Genomic DNA, 20238 nt, shown 5'->3' with positions numbered 1-20238 from the left:
ATCTATGCACTTATCCAGACATCCGACCAGTTACCCCACCCGCTGGCAGGAGATCGCGGCAAAGCTCGAAGTGGAGCTGCGCATGCACTACCGCTGCGGGGACTATCTGCCCGCCGAGCAGCAGCTTGCCGACCGCTACGAGGTCAACCGCCATACCCTGCGCCGGGCTATCGATCAGCTGGTCGAGCGCGGCTGGGTGCAGCGCCGTCAGGGCGTCGGCGTACTGGTGCTGATGCGCCCGTTCGACTACCCGTTGAATGCGCAGGCGCGCTTTAGCCAGAACCTGCTCGATCAGGGCAGCCACCCGACCAGCGAAAAGCTGCTCTCGGTGCTGCGCCCGGCCTCCTGCCACGTGGCGGACGCGCTGGGCATTGCCGAAGGTGAAAACGTCGTACACCTGCGCACCCTGCGCCGGGTCAACGGCGTGGCGGTGTGTCAGATTGACCACTACTTTGCCGACCTCTCCCTCTGGCCGGTGCTGCAACACTTCGCCAGCGGTTCGCTGCATGACTTTCTGCAGGATGCCACGGGCATCGCGCTCAAACGCACCCAGACGCGCATCAGCGCCCGCCGCGCGCAGGCAAAAGAGAGCAAGGTGCTGGAGATCCCCAACATGGCCCCGCTGCTCTGCGTGCGCACCCTCAACCACCGTGACGGCGAAATCAACGCAACGGAGTACTCCGTCAGCCTGACCCGCGCCGACATGATTGAATTCACCATGGAGCACTGAATGCACTTCGATACCGCCACCCGTCAGCGCTGGATGCGCGTCCTGACCCACAGCCAGCCCGCTGCGCTGCAGGCGCGCATGAACGCGCTCAATCTGGCCCCCGATTACGAGACCCTCCGCGCCCCGGAAATTGGCCTGGTACAAATCCAGGCGCGCATGGGCGGCACGGGCGATCGCTTTTTCGCCGGTGATGCCACCCTCACCCGCGCCGTTATTCGTCTGAACAGCGGCACGCTGGGTTACGGCTACGTTCTCGGACGCGATAAACAGCACGCCGAACGCTGCGCGGTAATCGACGCGCTGCTGCAGGAACACCCGCATTTCCAGTCGCTTATGGAAACCCTGATTGCCCCGCTGGAAGCCGACCGCGCCGCGCGCCTTGCCGCCCGTCAGGCCGAGGTCAACACCAGCCGGGTCGACTTCTTTACGCTCGTTCGCGGAGATAACGCATGACGCTTCAACCCGCTTTTACCCTGGCCGTCCAGGATGCCCAACAAAGTTTTCGTCGCCTGCTGAAAGCCATGAGCGAGCCGGGCGTCATCGTCTCGCTGCATCAGCTTTCGCAGGGCTGGCTGCCGCTGAACCTCGCCACCACCAGCGTGCTGCTGACGCTGGCCGACAACGACACGCCGGTGTGGCTCTCCGGCGCGATGGCGAACGATATTGCCTGTCAGAACCTGCGTTTTCACACCAGCGCCCCGCTGGTTGATCAGCCCCAGCAGGCGGTGTTTGCTGTGGCCGACGAGCAGATCAGCCACGAGCAACTCAACGCCCTGAGCGAAGGCAGCGCCGTGGCCCCGGAAACCAGCGCCACGCTGATCCTGCAGGTCGCCAGCCTGAGCGGTGGCCGCATGCTGCGCCTGACCGGGGCGGGCATTGCCGATGAACGCATGGTCGCCCCGCAGCTGCCGGAGTGCATCATCCATGAGCTGACCGAGCGTCCGCACCCGTTCCCGCTCGGCATCGATCTGATCCTCACCTGCGGCGAGCGCCTGCTGGCGATCCCGCGGACCACCCACGTGGAGGTGTGCTGATGTACGTAGCCGTTAAAGGGGGCGAGAAGGCGATTGCCGCCGCCCATGCGCTGCAGGCGCACCGGCGTCGGGGCGATGCACAGCTTCCCGAGCTGAGCGTTGCCCAGGTTGAGCAGCAGTTAAACCTGGCCGTCGACCGCGTAATGACCGAAGGCGGCGTTGCCGACCGCGAGCTGGCGGCGCTGGCGCTTAAGCAGGCCAGCGGCGATAACGTCGAAGCGATTTTCCTGCTGCGCGCATACCGCACCACGCTGGCAAAGCTGGCGGTGAGCGAGCCGGTGAACACCGCCGACATGCGCCTGGAGCGCCGTATCTCGGCCGTTTACAAGGATATTCCCGGCGGTCAGCTGCTTGGCCCGACCTATGATTACACCCACCGCCTGCTGGATTTCACCCTGCTGGCGAACGGCGACGCGCCGTCGCTTGCCACCTCCGAAGCAGCGCAGGAAGCCTCTCCGCACGTCTTTAGCCTGCTGGCGAAGCAGGGCCTGGCAAAAGCGGAAGAAGATTCCGGCTCAGTGCCCGACGACATTACCCGCACGCCGCCGGTCTATCCGTGCTCGCGCTCGTCGCGCCTGCAGCAGTTGATGCGCGGCGACGAGGGGTATCTGCTGGCGCTGGCCTACTCCACCCAGCGCGGCTACGGTCGCAACCATCCGTTTGCGGCGGAGATCCGCAGTGGCTATATCGACGTCAATATCGTGCCGGAAGAGCTCGGTTTTGCAGTAAACGTCGGCGAACTGCTGGTCACCGAATGCGAAATGGTTAACGGCTTTGTCGCGCCGGAGAACGATGACCCGCACTTTACCCGCGGATACGGGCTGGTGTTCGGCATGGGCGAGCGCAAGGCGATGGCGATGGCGCTGGTTGACCGTGCGCTCCAGGCGCCGGACTACGGCGAGCACGTCGCAGGCCCGGCGCAGGACGAAGAGTTCGTGCTGGCCCACGCCGACAACGTCGAGGCCGCAGGCTTTGTGTCGCACCTCAAGCTGCCCCACTACGTCGATTTCCAGGCCGAACTGGAACTGCTGAAACGCCTGCAACGGGAGCGCAAACATGGCTAACTTAAGCGGCTACAACTTTGCCTATCTGGACGAGCAAACCAAACGCATGATCCGCCGCGCCATCCTGAAAGCCGTCGCCATTCCGGGCTATCAGGTGCCGTTCGGCGGACGCGAAATGCCGATGCCCTACGGCTGGGGCACCGGCGGCATTCAGCTCACCGCCAGCGTCATCGGCGAAGCGGACGTGCTGAAGGTTATCGACCAGGGCGCGGACGACACTACCAACGCGGTGTCAATTCGCAACTTCTTCAAACGCATCACGGGCGTGAATACCACCGAAAAAACCGAAGACGCGACGCTGATCCAGACCCGTCACCGCATCCCTGAAACGCCGCTCGCGGAAGATCAGATTTTGATTTTCCAGGTGCCCATCCCCGAGCCGCTGCGCTTTATCGAGCCGCGCGAAACCGAGACCCGCACCATGCACGCCCTCGAAGAGTACGGCGTGATGCAGGTGAAGCTGTACGAGGATATCGCCCGCTTCGGCCATATCGCCACCACTTACGCCTACCCAGTAAAGGTAAACGGGCGCTACGTGATGGACCCGTCCCCGATCCCGAAATTCGATAACCCGAAGATGGACATGATGCCCGCCCTCCAGCTGTTTGGTGCCGGGCGCGAAAAACGCATCTATGCCGTTCCGCCGTATACCCGCGTGGAGAGTCTCGATTTTGACGACCATCCGTTTACGGTGCAGGCCTGGGACGAGCCTTGCGCCATCTGCGGCTCAACGCACAGCTATCTGGACGAAGTGGTGCTGGATGATACGGGCAAACGGATGTTTGTCTGCTCCGACACCGACTACTGCCGCCAACAGAGCGAGGCCAACAGCCAATGAAACCGCTGCTTTCGGTTAACAACCTGACCCACCTTTACGCGCCGTGCAAAGGCTTTAGCGACGTATCGTTCGAGCTGTGGCCAGGGGAAGTGCTGGGAATTGTCGGCGAGTCCGGCTCCGGCAAAACCACCCTGCTGAAATCGATCTCCGCGCGTCTGACGCCACAAAACGGCGACATTCTCTATGAGGGGGCGTCACTGTACGGCATGAGCGAGGCCGAGCGCCGCCGCCTGCTGCGCACCGAGTGGGGCGTGGTGCACCAGCACCCGATGGACGGCCTGCGCCGTCAGGTTTCGGCGGGGGGCAATATCGGCGAACGGCTGATGGCGACCGGCGCGCGCCACTACGGCAACATCCGCGCCACGGCGCAGCACTGGCTGGAGGAGGTTGAGATCCCCGCCTCACGTATCGACGACCTGCCAACCACCTTTTCCGGCGGTATGCAGCAGCGCTTACAGATTGCCCGCAATCTGGTGACCCATCCGAAGCTGGTGTTTATGGATGAGCCAACGGGCGGCCTCGACGTCTCCGTGCAGGCGCGACTGCTCGACCTGCTGCGCGGTCTGGTGGTGGAGCTGAACCTGGCAGTGGTGATTGTCACCCACGATTTGGGCGTTGCGCGCCTGCTGGCCGACCGTCTGCTGGTGATGAAGCAGGGTCAGGTGGTGGAAAGTGGGTTAACCGACCGCGTGCTCGACGATCCGCATCATCCGTACACCCAGCTGCTGGTGTCGTCGGTGTTGCAGAACTGAGGCCGCTGTAGCCGGGTGGCGCTGCGCTTACCCGGCCTACGAACAGCCAAACAACACCACACCTGTAGGCCGGGTAAGGCGAAGCCGCCACCCGGCAAATGACCACCGCACCAGTATTTCCTGTAGGCCGGGTAAGCAAAGCGCCACCCGGCAAAAATCCCGCGAGGCCAACATGATCCACGTTGAAAATGTCAGTAAAACCTTTGTGCTCCACCAGCAAAACGGCGTGCGCTTGCCGGTCCTGCAAAACGCCTCGCTTGAGGTCACCCGCGGCGAATGCGTGGTGCTGCACGGTCACTCCGGCAGCGGCAAATCCACCCTGCTGCGCTCCCTGTACGCCAACTACCTGCCGGACGAAGGCCATATTCGCATCCGTCATCACGACGAGTGGGTCGATCTGGTGCAAGCCCCGGCGCGCAAGGTTCTCGAAGTGCGTCGCTCGACGATCGGCTGGGTCAGCCAGTTCCTGCGGGTGATCCCGCGCGTCTCGGCCCTGGACGTGGTCATGCAGCCCCTGCTCGATCTCGGCATGCCGCGCGAGACCTGCGCCGCCAAAGCTGCCGACCTGCTAACGCGCCTGAACGTGCCGGAACGCCTGTGGCACCTCGCCCCGTCGACCTTTTCCGGCGGCGAGCAGCAGCGCGTTAACATCGCGCGCGGCTTTATCGTCGACTACCCGATTCTCCTTCTCGACGAACCCACCGCTTCGCTGGACGAAAAAAACAGCGCGGCCGTGGTGGCGTTGATCGAACAGGCCAAAGCGCGCGGCGCGGCGATCGTCGGGATCTTCCACGACGAAGCCGTGCGCGCCCGCGTGGCGGACAGACTGCACCCGATGGGGACCCCTGCATGATTATCAATAACGTAAAGCTGGTGCTGGAAAATGAGGTGGTTGACGGCTCAATCGAGATCCAGGACGGCGTCATCCGCGCGTTCGCTGAAACCCAGAGCCGCGCGCCCGAGGCGATGGACGGCGACGGCGGCTGGCTGCTGCCGGGGCTGATCGAACTGCATACCGATAACCTGGACAAATTCTTCACCCCGCGTCCGAAGGTCGACTGGCCCGCCCATTCAGCGATGAGCAGCCACGACGCGCTGATGGTCGCCAGCGGCATCACCACCGTGCTGGACGCGGTAGCCATCGGCGACGTGCGCGACGGCGGCGACCGCCTTGAGAATCTGGAGAAGATGATTAACGCCGTGGAAGAGACGCAGAAACGCGGCCTGAACCGCGCCGAGCATCGCCTGCATCTGCGCTGCGAACTGCCGCACCACACCACCCTGCCGCTGTTTGAAAAGCTGGTGGAGCGCGAGCCGGTTTCACTGGTCTCGCTAATGGATCACTCGCCCGGCCAGCGCCAGTTCGCCAACATTGAAAAATATCGCGAGTACTACCAGGGCAAATACTCCCTGAACAACGAGGAGATGGCCCGTTATGAAGAGGAGCAGCTGGCGCTGGCCGCGCAGTGGTCGCAGCCCAACCGCCTCGCCATTGCCACGATGTGCCGGGCGCGCAGCATCGCCCTCGCAAGCCACGATGACGCCACGCACGATCATGTCTTCGAATCACACCAGCTTGGCAGCGTTATCGCCGAATTTCCTACCACGTTCGACGCAGCAGACGCCTCACGCAGGCACGGCATGAACGTGCTGATGGGCGCACCCAACATCGTGCGCGGCGGCTCTCACTCCGGCAACGTGGCGGCAAGCAAGCTCGCCTCGCTCGGCCTGCTGGATATTCTCTCCTCTGACTATTACCCGGCAAGCCTGCTGGACGCGGCCTTCCGCGTGGCGGATGACGATGACAACCGTTTCACCCTGCCACAGGCGATCCGTCTGGTGACCAAAAACCCGGCATCGGCGCTGAATCTTCACGATCGCGGCGAGATTGCCGAAGGCAAACGGGCAGACCTGGTGCTGGCGCACCGAAAGGGTGAGCACGTTCATATCGACCACGTCTGGCGTCAGGGAAAACGGGTGTTCTGATGGGAAAATTGATCTGGTTGATGGGGCCATCCGGCTCCGGTAAGGACAGCCTGCTGTCGGCCCTGCGCGAGCGCGAGCATGCGCAGCTGCTGGTCGCGCATCGCTATATTACCCGCCCGGCCCATGCCGGGAGTGAGAACCACATTGCGCTAAGCGAACAGGAGTTTTTCACCCGCGCCGGGCAAAACCTGCTGGCGCTGAGCTGGCACGCCAACGGCCTGTACTACGGCGTCGGCATTGAGATCGACCTGTGGCTGCATGCCGGTTTCGACGTGCTGGTTAACGGCTCGCGCGCCCATCTGCCGCAGGCGCGCGCCCGCTATGCGGCGGCGCTGCTGCCGGTCTGCCTGGAGGTATCGCCCGAGGTGTTGCGCCATCGCCTGCACGCCCGGGGCCGCGAATCGGCCCGCGAAATCGATCAGCGGCTCGAACGGGCGGCGCGTTATACCCCGTCGGCGTGTCATATCCTCAATAACGATGGAAGTTTGCTACAGTCAGTCGAGACCTTTTTATCGCTTATCCGCCAGAAGGAGAATCAGCATGCCTGACTGCCCGCTTCGCCCCGCCACCCCCGACGACGCGCAAATCGTCTATTCCCTGATCTGCGAGCTTAAGCAGGCAGAATTCGACCATCAGGCGTTTCACGCAGGCTATCTTGCCAACCTGCAGGACCACAATATGCGCTACCAGCTTGCCGAACTGGACGGGCAGGTTATCGGCATGATCGGCCTGCATATGCAGTTTCACCTGCATCACGCCAGATGGATCGGCGAGATCCAGGAGCTGGTGGTGATGCCGCAGGCGCGTGGGTTGAAAGTGGGCAGCCAGCTGCTGGCGTGGGCGGAGGAGGTCGCGCGCCAGGCAGGCGCCGAGCTGACGGAGCTGTCCACCAGCGTGAAGCGCGTGGATGCGCACCGCTTTTATCTACGCGAAGGGTACACGCAAAGCCATTTCAGGTTCACCAAACCGCTGTAAAGGTACGATATGAGTCTGACGATTACGTTAACGGGCACGGGTGGCGCTCAGCTGGTGCCGGTATTTGGCTGCGACTGCCCGGCCTGCCGCCGGGCGCGGTTGCAGGAAAATCACCGTCGTCGTCCCTGCAGCGCGGCGGTCAAATTCAATGACGCGGTGACCCTGCTGGATGCGGGCATTCCACACCTGATGGACGACTGGCCGGCTGGCAGCTTCCAGCAGTTTTTACTGACGCATTACCACATGGATCATGTTCAGGGACTGTTTCCCCTGCGCTGGGGCGTGGGCGCGGCAATCCCGGTGTACGGGCCGCCTGACGAGGCGGGCTGCGATGATCTGTTCAAACACCCCGGCATTCTCGATTTCAGCCATAGGGTCGAGCCCTTTGTCGTCTTCGAACTTCAGGGTCTGCGTGTCACGCCGCTGCCGCTTAACCACTCAAAGCTGACCTTTGGCTACCTGCTGGAAAGCGCTCACAGCCGCGTGGCCTGGCTGTCCGACACCGCCGGTCTGCCGGAGAAAACGGTCAAGTTCCTGATCAACAACCGGCCACAGGCGATGATCATCGACTGTAGTCATGAACCACGCGCCGAAACGCCGCGCAACCATTGCGATCTCAACACGGTCATCGTCCTGAACAAGGTGATTGGTTGCCCGCAGGTGATCCTGACGCATATCAGCCATCAGTTTGACGTCTGGATGATGGATAACCCGCTGCCGGAAGGGTTTGAAGCGGGCTATGACGGGATGGTGCTGGCGCTGGACTAGCTTTCTCCCTCTCCCCGTGGGAGAGGGCCGGGGTGAGGGCATCAGGCCGCACGGTATCACCTATCGTAATCATCCTCTAACCGTCGCTCATCTTCCTCTAACTGCCGCCGATCGTCGTCGAGCTGGCGCTGACGTTCATCCAGGCGACGGCGTCTGTCCTCAAGCTGCCTGCGGCGATCGTCATACTGGCGGCTGTCCGTACGGCGACGATCGTCATACCGATCATCATCATCGCTACGGCTGCTGCCGGGATTATAGGCGTCGTTAATCGCCTGCTGGATGTTGCCAATGGCATCATCAATCACATCGGCATGAACCTGGCCGGTCAGCGTCAGCAGGCCAAATAACAGAGCGGTAGAGTAACGTTTCATAAAGCCAGTCTCGCAGCGGTTGAGCTGGCTTTACGGTAATGAACGTCCCGGGAGCGAGGTAGCGGAGAAATCTCAAATAATCCTCGCCTGCTTTTTCACATCCACGGCCTGTTCGACACGTCAATTTTGACGATTGGCCGCTTTTCGTCAGGGTTCTGACGACACATCGCCCGTAGCGTCAGGCAATACCCACATCAAAAACATGGCATAGAAGCTGCATAGTCACTGCGAAAGAATTGACTAACGGGAGCAGACTGATGAAAAAAGTCGTCACGGTGTGTCCTTATTGTGCCTCAGGTTGCAAGATCCACCTGGTGGTCGATAACGGCAAAATCGTCCGGGCGGAGGCAGCGCAAGGGAAAACCAACCAGGGGACGCTGTGCCTGAAAGGCTACTATGGCTGGGATTTTATTAACGATACCCAGATCCTTACCCCTCGCCTGAAAACCCCCATGATCCGCCGCAAGCGCGGTGGCAGGCTGGAATCCGTCTCCTGGGACGAGGCGCTGGACTACGTCGCCACGCGCCTGAGCGCCATCAAAGCCAAGTACGGTCCGGATGCCATTCAGACCACCGGCTCGTCGCGCGGGACAGGGAATGAAACCAACTATGTGATGCAAAAATTCGCACGCGCCGTTATTGGTACCAATAACGTCGACTGCTGCGCGCGCGTTTGACACGGCCCATCGGTTGCAGGTCTGCACCAGTCGGTCGGTAACGGCGCAATGAGTAATGCGATTAACGAAATAGATAACACCGATCTGGTGTTTATCTTTGGCTATAACCCGGCGGATTCTCACCCTATCGTCGCCAATCACGTGATTAACGCGAAGCGCAACGGGGCGAAAATCATCGTCTGCGATCCGCGTAAAATCGAAACTGCGCGCATCGCGGATATGCACATCGCGCTGAAAAACGGCTCGAATATCGCGCTGCTGAATGCGATGGGGCACGTCATCATTGAGGAAAATCTCTACGACCAGGCGTTTGTCGCCAGCCGTACAGAGGGCTTTGAAGAGTACCGGAAAATTGTCGAAGGCTATACGCCAGAGTCAGTTGAAGCGATAACCGGCGTTAGCGCGCAGGAAATTCGCCAGGCCGCGCGGATGTACGCGGGGGCAAAAACCGCGGCTATCCTGTGGGGCATGGGCGTTACCCAGTTCTATCAGGGCGTGGAAACCGTGCGTTCGCTGACCAGCCTCGCGATGCTGACCGGCAACCTCGGCAAAGCACACGTCGGCGTAAACCCGGTGCGTGGGCAGAACAACGTGCAGGGCGCGTGTGATATGGGGGCGCTGCCGGATACCTATCCGGGCTATCAGTACGTGAAAGACCCGGAAAACCGCGCGAAGTTTGCGAAGGCCTGGGGCGTAGAGAGCCTGCCTGAGCACACCGGCTATCGCATCAGCGAGCTGCCGCACCGCGCGGCGCACGGCGAAGTGCGCGCGGCCTACATCATGGGCGAAGATCCGCTCCAGACCGACGCCGAGCTGTCCGCAGTGCGCAAAGGGTTTGAGGATCTTGAACTGGTGATTGTGCAGGACATCTTTATGACCAAAACGGCGGCCGCGGCGGATGTGATTTTACCGTCGACCTCCTGGGGCGAGCATGAAGGTGTCTACACCGCAGCGGATCGCGGCTTCCAGCGCTTCTTCAAAGCGGTAGAGCCAAAGTGGGACCTGAAAACGGACTGGCAGATCATCAGCGAAATTGCCACCCGCATGGGTTATCCAATGCACTACAACAACACGCAGGAGATCTGGGACGAGCTGCGAAATTTGTGCCCGGACTTTACCGGTGCCACCTATGAAAAAATGGGTGAGCTGGGGTACATCCAGTGGCCGTGCCGCGATGAGTCAGACGCCGATCAGGGCACGTCGTATCTCTTTGAAGAGAAGTTCGACACCCCGAACGGGCTGGCGCAGTTCTTCACCTGCGACTGGGTCGCGCCTGTCGATAAACTCACCGACGAGTATCCGATGGTGCTCTCCACGGTGCGTGAGGTGGGCCACTACTCCTGCCGTTCAATGACCGGCAACTGTGCAGCGCTCGCCGCGCTGGCAGATGAGCCCGGCTATGCGCAGATCAATACTGCCGACGCCGAGCGTCTGGGCATTGAAGATGAAGCGTTGGTGTGGGTAAGCTCGCGTAAGGGGCGGATTATTACCCGTGCGCAGGTCAGCGACAGGCCGAACAAAGGGGCGGTCTATATGACCTACCAGTGGTGGATCGGCGCCTGTAACGAGCTGGTAACGGAGAACCTCAGCCCGATAACCAAAACGCCGGAGTATAAATACTGCGCCGTGCGCGTGGAGTCCATTGCCGATCAGCACGCCGCTGAACGCTATGTGATTGACGAATATACGAAGCTGAAAGCCCGGCTGCGCGAAAGCGCAATGGGGTGAAGCCGTTAATTAAACGGTGAATAAAGGGGATGATATATTCATCCCCTTTTTATTTTTAAATATACTCATTATATTTAAATATATTTACCCCGGAAGGCGTCTCGCAAAATAATGTAATTTGCGTCAAAAAGAATTACATCTTTGCATTTTAATTCATAAGGATAAGATAGGCGGCGGGTGCTTAAGACTTTCTGTCTTGAGCATTGTTGAGGGACAGAAAGTGGAGAGCCCCGGGAAATTTGCATTTACCCGAGGCTACCCTCCCCAACTACCAACAAGTTGAGGGTAGCCTCTTATTCTTTTTTTGACAAGGAGTAAAAGGCATGACGCCATTAAAAGCTGCGTTAGGCATTGTTTCAATTATTTGCCTGACTATAGTGATATTCGCCTTTATTAATCGCGGCAAGTTATGCGAACTCACAATAAAGAGTGAACATCAGGAGGTGGCGGCGAAATTAGCCTGTATTTCAGGCTAACCTCATCGGGCGGAACAGCCGTTCCGCCCGGCTTGTAGGATGCTGAGGTCTTAATGCACCCGTTTTTTTCTTTTGTGACCGCGATTATACTGCGCGCTATGTACCTTACTGATAAGAATCCATGAAACCCATTTTACTGTTGTTGCTTGTATTTACCTCGCTTGCCCATGCCGATGAGATTGGCAGTCAGTACAGGCAGCAGGCCGACGCGGGCGACGCGCGCGCCCAGTATTATCTGGCCGACACCTGGTTCAGTTCCGGCGACAGCAAACAGGCGGCGCTGTGGGCTGAAAAAGCGGCAAAAGGTGGCGACGTCGACGCCATGGGGCTGCTGTCACAGATCCATTTTTCCCAGGGGGACTACGCTCAGGCCAAAGCCCTGGCGCAGCAGGCCACCATCGCGGGCAGTAAACGCGGTGCGATTATGCTGGCGCGTCTGCTGGTGAACACCCAGGCGGGTAAACCCGATTATCCGCAGGCGATTCAGCTTCTGGAGGGTGCTACCGGAGATATAGAAAGCGATTCGGCCGTTGATGCGCAAATGCTGCTGGGGCTGATTTATGCCAACGGCGTTGAGGTGGCGCAGGATGACGTAAAAGCGGCCTCCTGGTTTAAGCGCAGCTCCTCGCTGTCGCGGACGGGTTACGCTGAGTACTGGGCGGGAATGCTGTTCCAGCAGGGCGAAAAAGGCTTTATCACGCCAAACAAACAGAAGGCGCTGTACTGGTTAAACCTGAGCTGTACTGAAGGGTTTGATACGGGATGCGAGGAGTTTGATGCATTGAGCGGGGAGTAAGTGCCGGGGGGCGGCTTCGCCTTACCCGGCCAACAAATCCGTAGGCCCGGTAGCGCAGCGCCACCGGGCTTAGGATGTTACTGATCTGCCGTCTTATCAAATCGACCCAGCACATCGCGTTCATACGCCAGCGCTTTCTTACGGTCAAACTTGTGTTCCCACTTGGCGATCACCAGCACCGCCAGCGCATTACCCACCACGTTCAGCGCGGTACGCGCCATGTCGAGGATACGGTCGACGCCGGCAATAAACGCCAGGCCTTCCAGCGGAATACCGACGCTGCCCAGCGTCGCCAGCAGCACCACAAACGACACGCCCGGCACACCGGCGATACCTTTTGAGGTGACCATTAAGGTCAGCACCAGCACGATTTCCTGCCACAGGGAGAGGTCAATCCCGTACAGCTGCGCGATAAAGATTGCCGCAATACTTTGATAGAGCGTTGAGCCATCGAGGTTAAAGGAGTACCCGGTCGGCACCACAAAGCTGGTAATAGACGCCGGGGCACCGTAGGCCTCCATCTTCTCAATAATACGCGGCAGCACGCTTTCAGAGCTGGCCGTAGAGTACGCCAGAATCAGCTCGTCTTTAAGGATACGGATCAGGATCCAGATGCTCAGCCCGCACAGGCGCGCCACGAGGCCCAGCACCACCAGCGCGAAGAACAGGATCGCGAAGTGCACCAGAATCACCAGCTTCGCCAGCGGCCACAGTGAGGCGAAGCCGAAGTTCGCCACGGTCACGGCGATCAGCGCAAATACCCCGACCGGCGCGTAGCGCATCACCATGTGGGTCACTTTGAACATGGTTTCAGAGATAGAGCGGAAGACGGTCACCAGCGGTTCACGGTGGGTCGCAGGCAGGGAAGAAAGCCCCAGACCAAACAATACCGAGAAGAAGATAATCGGCAACATCTCGCCCTTCGCCATAGACGCCACGATGTTGGTTGGCACCAGCGACAGAATAGTGCCCATCAGCCCATGGGCATGGCTCTGCACATCAGCGGTTGTACTTTGGTATTTCGAAATATCCACCGTCGCCAGTTGCGACATATCAATCCCGGAGCCGGGCTGAAACACGTTCGCCAGGGTGATACCCAGAATAATGGCGACCGTCGTGATCACTTCGAAATAGATGATGGTTTTGGCGCCGATACGGCCCAGCTGCTTCGCATCACCCACGCCTGCAATACCGACCACCAGCGTCGAGATCACAATCGGGACGACAATCATCTTGATCAGATGAATAAATATATCGCCTGCCGGGGAGAGCAGGTTCGCAATCAGCCACTCGCGGCTGTCGCTATGATAATGGAGGTAACTGCCCAGTAAGATGCCCAGCACAAGGGCCAGCAGGATCTGCCAGGCCAGGCTGACTTTCAAATTTTTCATAAAAACAGACTTCCTCAATGAAATCTCCACTCCATCAGAACTGCATGAAAATGGGGACATACTGAAAGGGTATGAATTGTGTTGCGTTGGTTTATGGGATTTTTTAACGCGCCGTATGAGTATCATTTGCACGGCATGCTGCGCAAGCCTTAAAGAACGAGGCTTTTCACTACAAAAAGGGTCTGTGACGCGAATTTGTAATAATTCTTATAAATAACCTTTTGTTATAAAAACGCTTTTTTCCAACTAAATGTGAATAATCTTTCGCGTAAATTATTTCCCTTCAAAGTGTCATTCGCTCATTTTTCAACCGGGTCAGACAATGCGTGATCTGCCGCCCAAATCCTAAACAAAGCTTGTAAAGCCCCTACTATTAACGTTTTTGCGACATATTATTAACATCTTACAAGGAGAAAAAAAGCCATGAGCCAAGTACACAAACACGACATTCCCGCAAACATTGCGGACCGTTGCCTGATAAGCCCCGAGCAGTACCACGAGAAGTATCAGCAATCCATCACCAGCCCGGATGCGTTCTGGGGTGAGCAGGGTCATATTCTTGACTGGATCACGCCCTATCAGAAGGTGAAAAACACCTCCTTCGCGCCGGATAACGTCTCCATTAAATGGTATGAAGACGGCACGCTAAACCTGGCGGCAAACTGCCTGGATCGCCACCTTGCCGAGCGCGGCAATGAAACGGCCATCATCTGGGAAGGCGACGACGCTTCTCAGAGTAAACACATTACCTATAAAGAACTGCACCGCGACGTGTGCCGCTTTGCCAACGTGCTGCTGGACCAGGGCATCAAAAAAGGCGACGTTGTGGCGATTTATATGCCTATGGTCCCGGAAGCGGCCGTGGCGATGCTGGCCTGCGCGCGTATCGGCGCGATCCACTCCGTTATTTTCGGCGGCTTTTCGCCTGAAGCGGTGGCCGGGCGCATCATCGACTCCAGCTCTAAGCTGGTGATCACCGCCGATGAAGGCGTACGCGCCGGGCGCGGCATTCCGCTGAAGAAAAACGTCGATGAGGCGCTGAAAAACCCGAACGTAAAAACCATCAGCAACGTTATCGTATTTAAACGTACCGGCGGCAATATCGACTGGCACGAAGGACGCGACCTGTGGTGGAGCGACCTGATGGCGAACGCCAGCGACCAGCATCAGCCAGAAGAGATGAACGCGGAAGATCCGCTGTTTATCCTTTATACCTCCGGGTCGACCGGCAAGCCGAAGGGCGTGCTGCACACCACCGGTGGCTATCTGGTTTACGCGGCGACTACCTTCAAATATGTGTTCGATTACCATCCGGGCGACATTTACTGGTGTACCGCCGACGTAGGCTGGGTCACCGGCCACAGCTACCTGCTGTACGGCCCGCTGGCCTGCGGGGCCACCACCCTGATGTTCGAGGGCGTGCCAAACTGGCCGACCCCGGCGCGCATGTGCCAGGTGGTCGACAAACATCAGGTTAACATTCTCTATACCGCCCCTACGGCGATCCGCGCCCTGATGGCGGAAGGGGATAAGGCGATTGAAGGCACCGACCGCTCTTCGCTGCGCATTCTGGGTTCTGTGGGCGAGCCGATTAACCCGGAAGCCTGGGAGTGGTACTGGAAGAAGATCGGCAACGAGAAATGCCCGGTGATGGATACCTGGTGGCAGACCGAAACCGGCGGCTTCATGATCACCCCGTTGCCGGGAGCCACGCCGCTGAAAGCGGGGTCGGCAACGCGTCCGTTCTTCGGCGTGCAGCCGGCGCTGGTGGATAACGAAGGTAACCCGCTTGAGGGCGCCACCGAGGGCAACCTGGTGATCACCGATTCCTGGCCTGGCCAGGCCCGCACCCTGTTTGGCGATCATGAGCGCTTCGAGCAGACCTACTTTTCCACCTTTAAAAACATGTATTTCAGCGGCGACGGCGCACGGCGTGACGAAGACGGTTACTACTGGATCACCGGGCGCGTGGATGACGTGCTGAACGTCTCCGGCCACCGTCTGGGCACGGCGGAAATCGAATCCGCGCTGGTGTCACATCCGAAAATTGCTGAAGCCGCAGTTGTCGGGATCCCGCACAACATTAAGGGCCAGGCGATTTATGCCTACGTCACGCTGAACCACGGCGAAGAGCCGTCGCCAGAGCTGTATGCCGAGGTGCGCAACTGGGTGCGTAAAGAGATTGGCCCGCTTGCCACGCCGGATGTTCTGCACTGGACCGACTCGCTGCCGAAAACCCGCTCCGGCAAGATCATGCGCCGTATCCTGCGCAAAATCGCGGCGGGCGATACCAGCAACCTCGGCGATACCTCAACGCTTGCCGATCCTGGCGTGGTGGACAAACTGCTCGAAGAGAAGCAGGCCATCGCAATGCCTTCGTAATTTTCTCCCTCTCCCCGTGGGAGAGGGCGGGGGTGAGGGCATCAGACCGCTCCTTCCTTCACCCTCACCCTAACCCTCTCCCTCAGGGAGAGGGGACAAAAACAAACCAACCTTACCTTTGGAGACTCTGTGATGAATAACGATATTTGTCAGCAGATAGAGAACAGTGCGCACTACAGGGAGCTCGTCGAAAAACGGCAACGGTTTGCCTTCTTACTTTCCATCATCATGCTGATTATCTACGTCGGCTTTATCTTACTGATCGCCTTTGCCCCGCACTGGCTCGGTACGCCGCTGCACGCGGGCACCAGCGTCACGCGCGGCATTCCGATTGGTATCGGCGTGATTGTCATTTCGTTTGTCCTGACCGGCGTGTACGTCTGGCGCGCGAACGGGGAATTCGATCGTCTTAACAAGGCCGTTCTGCGCGAGGTAAAAGCATCATGAAGCGAGTCCTGACGGCGCTTGCCGCCACACTTCCCTTTGCAGCCCAGGCTGCGGATGCCCTGACCGGCGACGTGCAGCGCCAGCCGACCAACTGGCAGGCGATCATCATGTTCCTGATTTTCGTGCTACTGACCCTGTACATCACCTACTGGGCGTCGAAGCGCGTGCGCTCGCGTAACGATTACTACACCGCGGGCGGCAACATTACCGGTTTTCAGAACGGGCTGGCGATTGCGGGTGACTTTATGTCTGCCGCGTCGTTCCTTGGCATTTCTGCCCTGGTTTACACCTCCGGCTATGACGGCCTGATTTACTCCCTCGGCTTCCTCGTCGGCTGGCCGATCATTCTGTTCCTGATTGCCGAGCGTTTGCGTAACCTCGGGCGCTACACCTTCGCCGACGTGGCATCGTATCGCCTGAAACAGGGGCCAATTCGCACCCTCTCCGCCTGCGGCTCGCTGGTGGTCGTGGCGCTGTACCTGATTGCGCAGATGGTTGGCGCAGGCAAACTGATTGAACTGCTGTTCGGCCTGAACTACCACGTTGCGGTGGTGCTGGTCGGCGTGCTGATGGTGATGTACGTTCTGTTTGGCGGCATGCTCGCCACGACATGGGTGCAGATCATCAAAGCGGTGCTGCTGCTGTTTGGCGCAAGCTTTATGGCCTTTATGGTGATGAAGCACGTCGGTTTCAGCTTCAATAACCTGTTCACCGAAGCGATGGCGGTGCACCCGAAAGGGGAAGCGATCATGAGCCCGGGCGGGCTGGTGAAAGACCCTATCTCTGCCCTTTCGCTGGGCCTCGGGTTAATGTTCGGTACGGCGGGCCTGCCGCACATCCTGATGCGCTTCTTCACCGTGGCAGACGCGCGTGAAGCGCGTAAGAGCGTCTTCTACGCCACCGGGTTTATGGGCTACTTCTATATCCTGACCTTTATCATCGGCTTTGGCGCCATCATGCTGGTGGGGGCGAATCCGGCGTTCAAGGACGCGGCGGGCGCGCTGATTGGCGGTAACAACATGGCGGCAGTGCATCTGGCCGACGCGGTGGGCGGTAACCTGTTCCTCGGCTTTATCTCCGCCGTGGCCTTTGCCACCATTCTGGCGGTGGTCGCCGGGCTGACGCTGGCCGGGGCATCGGCGGTTTCGCACGATCTCTATGCCAACGTGATCCGCAAAGGGGCAAGCGAACGCGACGAGCTGAAAGTGTCCAAAATCACCGTGCTGGTACTGGGCGTGGTGGCGATCCTGCTGGGGATTTTGTTCGAGAAACAGAACATCGCCTTTATGGTGGGGCTGGCCTTCTCAATTGCGGCAAGCTGTAACTTCCCAATCATTCTGCTCTCCATGTACTGGTCGAAGCTGACCACCCGTGGGGCAATGATTGGCGGTTGGCTGGGGCTGCTGACGGCGGTGATTTTGATGATCCTCGGCCCGACGATTTGGGTGCAGATCCTCGGTCACGAGAGCGCCATCTTCCCGTATGAATATCCGGCGCTATTCTCTATCGCCGTGGCGTTTATCGGTATCTGGTTCTTCTCGGCGACGGACAACTCACCGGAGGGCAACCTGGAACGCGAAAAATTCCGCGCCCAGTTTATCCGCTCACAAACCGGCCTGGGTGTAGAACAGGGCCGCGCGCACTAAGCCTCCCTCCCCGGCCGCAGGGCCGGGGAGTTAAAACATCACCCACGCCACCAGCGGCGCGATCAGCACCATCACCACGCCCGAAAGCATCATCACCAGGCTTGCCACAACGCCCTCCTGCTGACCCAGCTCATACGACCGCGCCGTGCCCGCACCGTGCGACGCCGCACCAAACCCTGCCCCTTTGGCCATCCCTTCCCGGATGGAAAGACGCAAAAACAGCATATCGCCAACCGCCATGCCAAACACGCCCGTGACGACCACAAACAGCGCCACCAGATCCGGCTGGCCGCCGAGCGGTTTCGCCGCCGCCAGCGCAAACGGCGTGGTGACCGAGCGCACGGCCAGGCTGCGCTGGATCTCATCGGAGAGGGTAAACAACCGCGCCAGCCAGACGGAGCTGCACACTGCCACCACCGTGGCGGTCATCACCCCCGCGCTCAGCGACATCCAGTGGCGTTTGATGATCGCGAGGTTGTCGTACACCGGCACCGCAAAGGCGATGGTCGCCGGGCCGAGCAGCCACAGCAGCCAGTGGGATTCGCCGATGTAGTTCTGCCAGGAGATATGCCCGAACACCAGCATCAGCACCAGCAGGATCGGCGTGAACACCAGCGGCATCAGCGGCAGCGCGTGAAAACGACGATACAGCCGCTTGTTGGCAAAATAGATAACCAGGGTAGCCACCAGGCACAAAACGCTGATCTGAAAATTAGTCATGCTTCTGCCTGCTGATTTCAAAGCGGTACACTTTATCCACCACCCACGCGGTAGCACCCAGCACCATCAGCGTGCTCAGGGCGATGACCGCAAAAATACGCCAGCCGTCGACCATCAGCAACTGCGCGTAGTTCACCACCGCCACCACCGCCGGTACAAAGAACAGCAGCATTTCCGCCAGCAGCCAGCGCGCCCCGGCGCGCACCCAGTTCAGGGGAAGTATGCGGCAGAGAATGAGCGTCAGCATTAGCACCATCCCCACCAGATTGGCGGGCAGCGGCAGATGCAGCCAGCCGACAAGATATTCAGCAAAAACAAAGAGTCCGGCATAAAGCAGTACCTGAACCGGTACCTGGAGTCGTTGTACAACGGCAGGCGTAACACGGCTTAACGCCACGGCCATGGGTGATTTCCTCAAAAATGAGACGGAGCGCCAGTATAGTGAGCGCACGCCCCGGGCAGAAATGAATTAAAATCATCGAAGGTATAGTTCCGAGGAATAATCATGGACATAAGAACGCTGCGCTATTTTGTCGAAGTGGTTCGCCAGCAAAGTTTTACCCGCGCAGCGGAGAAGTTATTTGTCACCCAGCCCACCATCAGCAAGATGCTAAAAAACCTTGAAGATGAACTGAACTGTACCCTGCTTATCCGCGACGGGCGCAAGCTTCTGCTGACCGACACCGGGCGCGTGGTGTTTGAGCGCGGGCTGGCGATCCTCGCGGAGTTCCGCCAGCTGGAAGCGGAGCTGGGAGATATCAATCACCTGACGAAGGGGCTGCTGCGCCTGGGCATTCCGCCGATGGTCGGCATGATGATGGCCGGGCCCATCAGCCTGTTTCGCCAACGCTACCCCGGCGTGGAGCTTAAAATTTCCGAGTTTGGCGGCCTGACGGTGCAGCAGGCCGTGACCAACGGCGAACTGGACGTGGCGATGACGGCGCTGCCGGTTGAGGAGGAGAGTGGTCTGGCGACGCTGCCCCTGTTCAGCCATCCGCTGTGCGTGCTGGTGCCACGTTCCGGTGAATGGCTGCACATCGACTCGGTGAAACCCGAGCAGCTCGGCGAGCATCCGCTTTTGATCTACAACGAAGATTTCGCGCTCAGCCGCCAGCTGATGGCGCTGTTTCAGCAGCATAACGTCAAGCCGCGCATCGCGGTGCGCAGCGGCCAGTGGGATTTTCTGGCGGCGATGGTGCAGGCGGGCGTGGGGATTGCGATCCTGCCGCAGCCCATTTGCGAACGGCTGGATAAAAACACCCTGCGCTGGATCCCGCTGGAGAGCGAGCTGCACTGGCAGCTGGGCATGATTTGGCGCGAAGGGGTCTATTTGTCGCACAGCGCGCAGGCGTGGCTGAAATGCTGCGAGGGGTTTTGGATGCCGCCTGAATAGCCGGGTGGCGGCTTCGCCTTACCCGGCCTACAGGACTTGTAGGCCCGGTAAGCGCAGCGCCACC

At 59.4% G+C, this 20238-nt stretch carries 22 protein-coding genes; 18 read left to right on the top strand and 4 right to left on the bottom strand.

What is annotated here, in order from left to right:
• The first annotated feature begins 4 nt into the window (after positions 1-4).
• From phnF to phnP, 11 genes are all read left to right on the top strand, one after another.
• Positions 5-730, top strand: coding sequence for a phosphonate metabolism transcriptional regulator PhnF (gene phnF / locus FFS28_RS17885; protein WP_137903604.1), 726 nt, complete (start codon positions 5-7; stop codon positions 728-730).
• Positions 731-1183, top strand: a complete 453-nt coding sequence (gene phnG, locus FFS28_RS17880; RefSeq protein WP_137903603.1) for a phosphonate C-P lyase system protein PhnG — start codon at positions 731-733, stop codon at positions 1181-1183.
• Positions 1180-1764, top strand: a complete 585-nt coding sequence (gene phnH, locus FFS28_RS17875; RefSeq protein ID WP_006177351.1) for a phosphonate C-P lyase system protein PhnH — start codon at positions 1180-1182, stop codon at positions 1762-1764. Before phnG ends, phnH begins: the two co-directional genes overlap by 4 nt.
• Positions 1764-2828: a carbon-phosphorus lyase complex subunit gene (locus tag FFS28_RS17870; RefSeq protein ID WP_137903602.1), complete on the top strand. Its 1065-nt coding sequence runs from the start codon at positions 1764-1766 to the stop codon at positions 2826-2828. The genes phnH and FFS28_RS17870 overlap by 1 nt, the downstream gene beginning before the upstream one ends.
• Entirely contained in the window at positions 2821-3666 is an 846-nt protein-coding gene (gene phnJ / locus FFS28_RS17865; protein ID WP_137903601.1) for an alpha-D-ribose 1-methylphosphonate 5-phosphate C-P-lyase PhnJ, read from the top strand. The genes FFS28_RS17870 and phnJ overlap by 8 nt, the downstream gene beginning before the upstream one ends.
• Positions 3663-4418 (top strand): phosphonate C-P lyase system protein PhnK, encoded by a 756-nt coding sequence (phnK, locus tag FFS28_RS17860; RefSeq protein WP_137903600.1) that lies wholly within the window; start codon positions 3663-3665, stop codon positions 4416-4418. Before phnJ ends, phnK begins: the two co-directional genes overlap by 4 nt.
• Positions 4419-4590: 172 nt before the next feature.
• Entirely contained in the window at positions 4591-5271 is a 681-nt protein-coding gene (phnL, locus tag FFS28_RS17855; protein WP_137903599.1) for a phosphonate C-P lyase system protein PhnL, read from the top strand.
• Positions 5268-6404, top strand: coding sequence for an alpha-D-ribose 1-methylphosphonate 5-triphosphate diphosphatase (gene phnM / locus FFS28_RS17850; protein ID WP_137903598.1), 1137 nt, complete (start codon positions 5268-5270; stop codon positions 6402-6404). Before phnL ends, phnM begins: the two co-directional genes overlap by 4 nt.
• A complete protein-coding gene (gene phnN / locus FFS28_RS17845; protein WP_088209335.1) occupies positions 6401-6952 on the top strand; it encodes a ribose 1,5-bisphosphokinase in 552 nt (183 codons plus the stop codon). Before phnM ends, phnN begins: the two co-directional genes overlap by 4 nt.
• A complete protein-coding gene (gene phnO / locus FFS28_RS17840; RefSeq protein WP_006177358.1) occupies positions 6945-7379 on the top strand; it encodes an aminoalkylphosphonate N-acetyltransferase in 435 nt (144 codons plus the stop codon). Before phnN ends, phnO begins: the two co-directional genes overlap by 8 nt.
• 9 nt (positions 7380-7388) lie before the next feature.
• Positions 7389-8147, top strand: a complete 759-nt coding sequence (phnP, locus tag FFS28_RS17835) for a phosphonate metabolism protein PhnP (RefSeq protein ID WP_137903597.1) — start codon at positions 7389-7391, stop codon at positions 8145-8147.
• A gap of 56 nt (positions 8148-8203) precedes the next feature.
• Here the strand turns inward: phnP and yjdP are convergent, their stop codons facing one another.
• A complete protein-coding gene (gene yjdP, locus FFS28_RS17830) occupies positions 8204-8518 on the bottom strand; it encodes a DDRRRQL repeat protein YjdP (RefSeq protein WP_063944864.1) in 315 nt (104 codons plus the stop codon).
• 257 nt (positions 8519-8775) lie between these two features.
• On the opposite strand from yjdP, the gene fdhF reads away from it, so the two are divergent.
• The 3 genes from fdhF (at position 8776) to FFS28_RS17815 (ending at position 12195) form a co-directional block, all read left to right on the top strand.
• Entirely contained in the window at positions 8776-10923 is a 2148-nt protein-coding gene (gene fdhF, locus FFS28_RS17825; protein WP_137903596.1) for a formate dehydrogenase subunit alpha, read from the top strand.
• A 323-nt stretch (positions 10924-11246) separates the two neighbouring features.
• Entirely contained in the window at positions 11247-11399 is a 153-nt protein-coding gene (locus FFS28_RS17820; RefSeq protein ID WP_006177364.1) for a Hok/Gef family protein, read from the top strand.
• Positions 11400-11520: 121 nt separating this feature from the next.
• Positions 11521-12195 (top strand): tetratricopeptide repeat protein, encoded by a 675-nt coding sequence (locus FFS28_RS17815; RefSeq protein ID WP_137903595.1) that lies wholly within the window; start codon positions 11521-11523, stop codon positions 12193-12195.
• Positions 12196-12272: 77 nt separating this feature from the next.
• Here FFS28_RS17815 and gltP read toward each other — a convergent pair whose 3' ends face one another.
• Entirely contained in the window at positions 12273-13586 is a 1314-nt protein-coding gene (gene gltP, locus FFS28_RS17810) for a glutamate/aspartate:proton symporter GltP (RefSeq protein ID WP_006177367.1), read from the bottom strand.
• 423 nt (positions 13587-14009) lie between these two features.
• On the opposite strand from gltP, the gene acs reads away from it, so the two are divergent.
• The 3 genes from acs (at position 14010) to actP (ending at position 18061) form a co-directional block, all read left to right on the top strand.
• The gene (acs, locus tag FFS28_RS17805; RefSeq protein WP_101736858.1) at positions 14010-15968 is read left to right on the top strand and encodes an acetate--CoA ligase; all 1959 of its coding nucleotides are present in this window, start codon (positions 14010-14012) and stop codon (positions 15966-15968) included.
• A gap of 132 nt (positions 15969-16100) precedes the next feature.
• Positions 16101-16415: a DUF485 domain-containing protein gene (locus tag FFS28_RS17800; RefSeq protein ID WP_006177369.1), complete on the top strand. Its 315-nt coding sequence runs from the start codon at positions 16101-16103 to the stop codon at positions 16413-16415.
• Positions 16412-18061 (top strand): cation/acetate symporter ActP, encoded by a 1650-nt coding sequence (gene actP / locus FFS28_RS17795; RefSeq protein WP_137903594.1) that lies wholly within the window; start codon positions 16412-16414, stop codon positions 18059-18061. The genes FFS28_RS17800 and actP overlap by 4 nt, the downstream gene beginning before the upstream one ends.
• Positions 18062-18091: 30 nt before the next feature.
• Here actP and FFS28_RS17790 read toward each other — a convergent pair whose 3' ends face one another.
• Together FFS28_RS17790 and FFS28_RS17785 are read right to left on the bottom strand one after the other, a co-directional pair.
• Positions 18092-18781 (bottom strand): LrgB family protein, encoded by a 690-nt coding sequence (locus FFS28_RS17790; protein WP_006177372.1) that lies wholly within the window; start codon positions 18779-18781, stop codon positions 18092-18094.
• Positions 18774-19184 (bottom strand): CidA/LrgA family protein, encoded by a 411-nt coding sequence (locus FFS28_RS17785; RefSeq protein WP_006177374.1) that lies wholly within the window; start codon positions 19182-19184, stop codon positions 18774-18776. Before FFS28_RS17785 ends, FFS28_RS17790 begins: the two co-directional genes overlap by 8 nt.
• A 102-nt stretch (positions 19185-19286) precedes the next feature.
• Between FFS28_RS17785 and FFS28_RS17780 the strand changes: the two genes are divergently transcribed.
• Positions 19287-20174 (top strand): LysR family transcriptional regulator, encoded by an 888-nt coding sequence (locus FFS28_RS17780; RefSeq protein ID WP_137903593.1) that lies wholly within the window; start codon positions 19287-19289, stop codon positions 20172-20174.
• Positions 20175-20238 lie beyond the last annotated feature (64 nt).

The organism is Enterobacter sp. 2VL, assembly GCF_005503595.1.
GTDB lineage: Bacteria > Pseudomonadota > Gammaproteobacteria > Enterobacterales > Enterobacteriaceae > Enterobacter > Enterobacter cancerogenus.
This window is presented reverse-complemented; position numbering and strand designations above follow the sequence as displayed.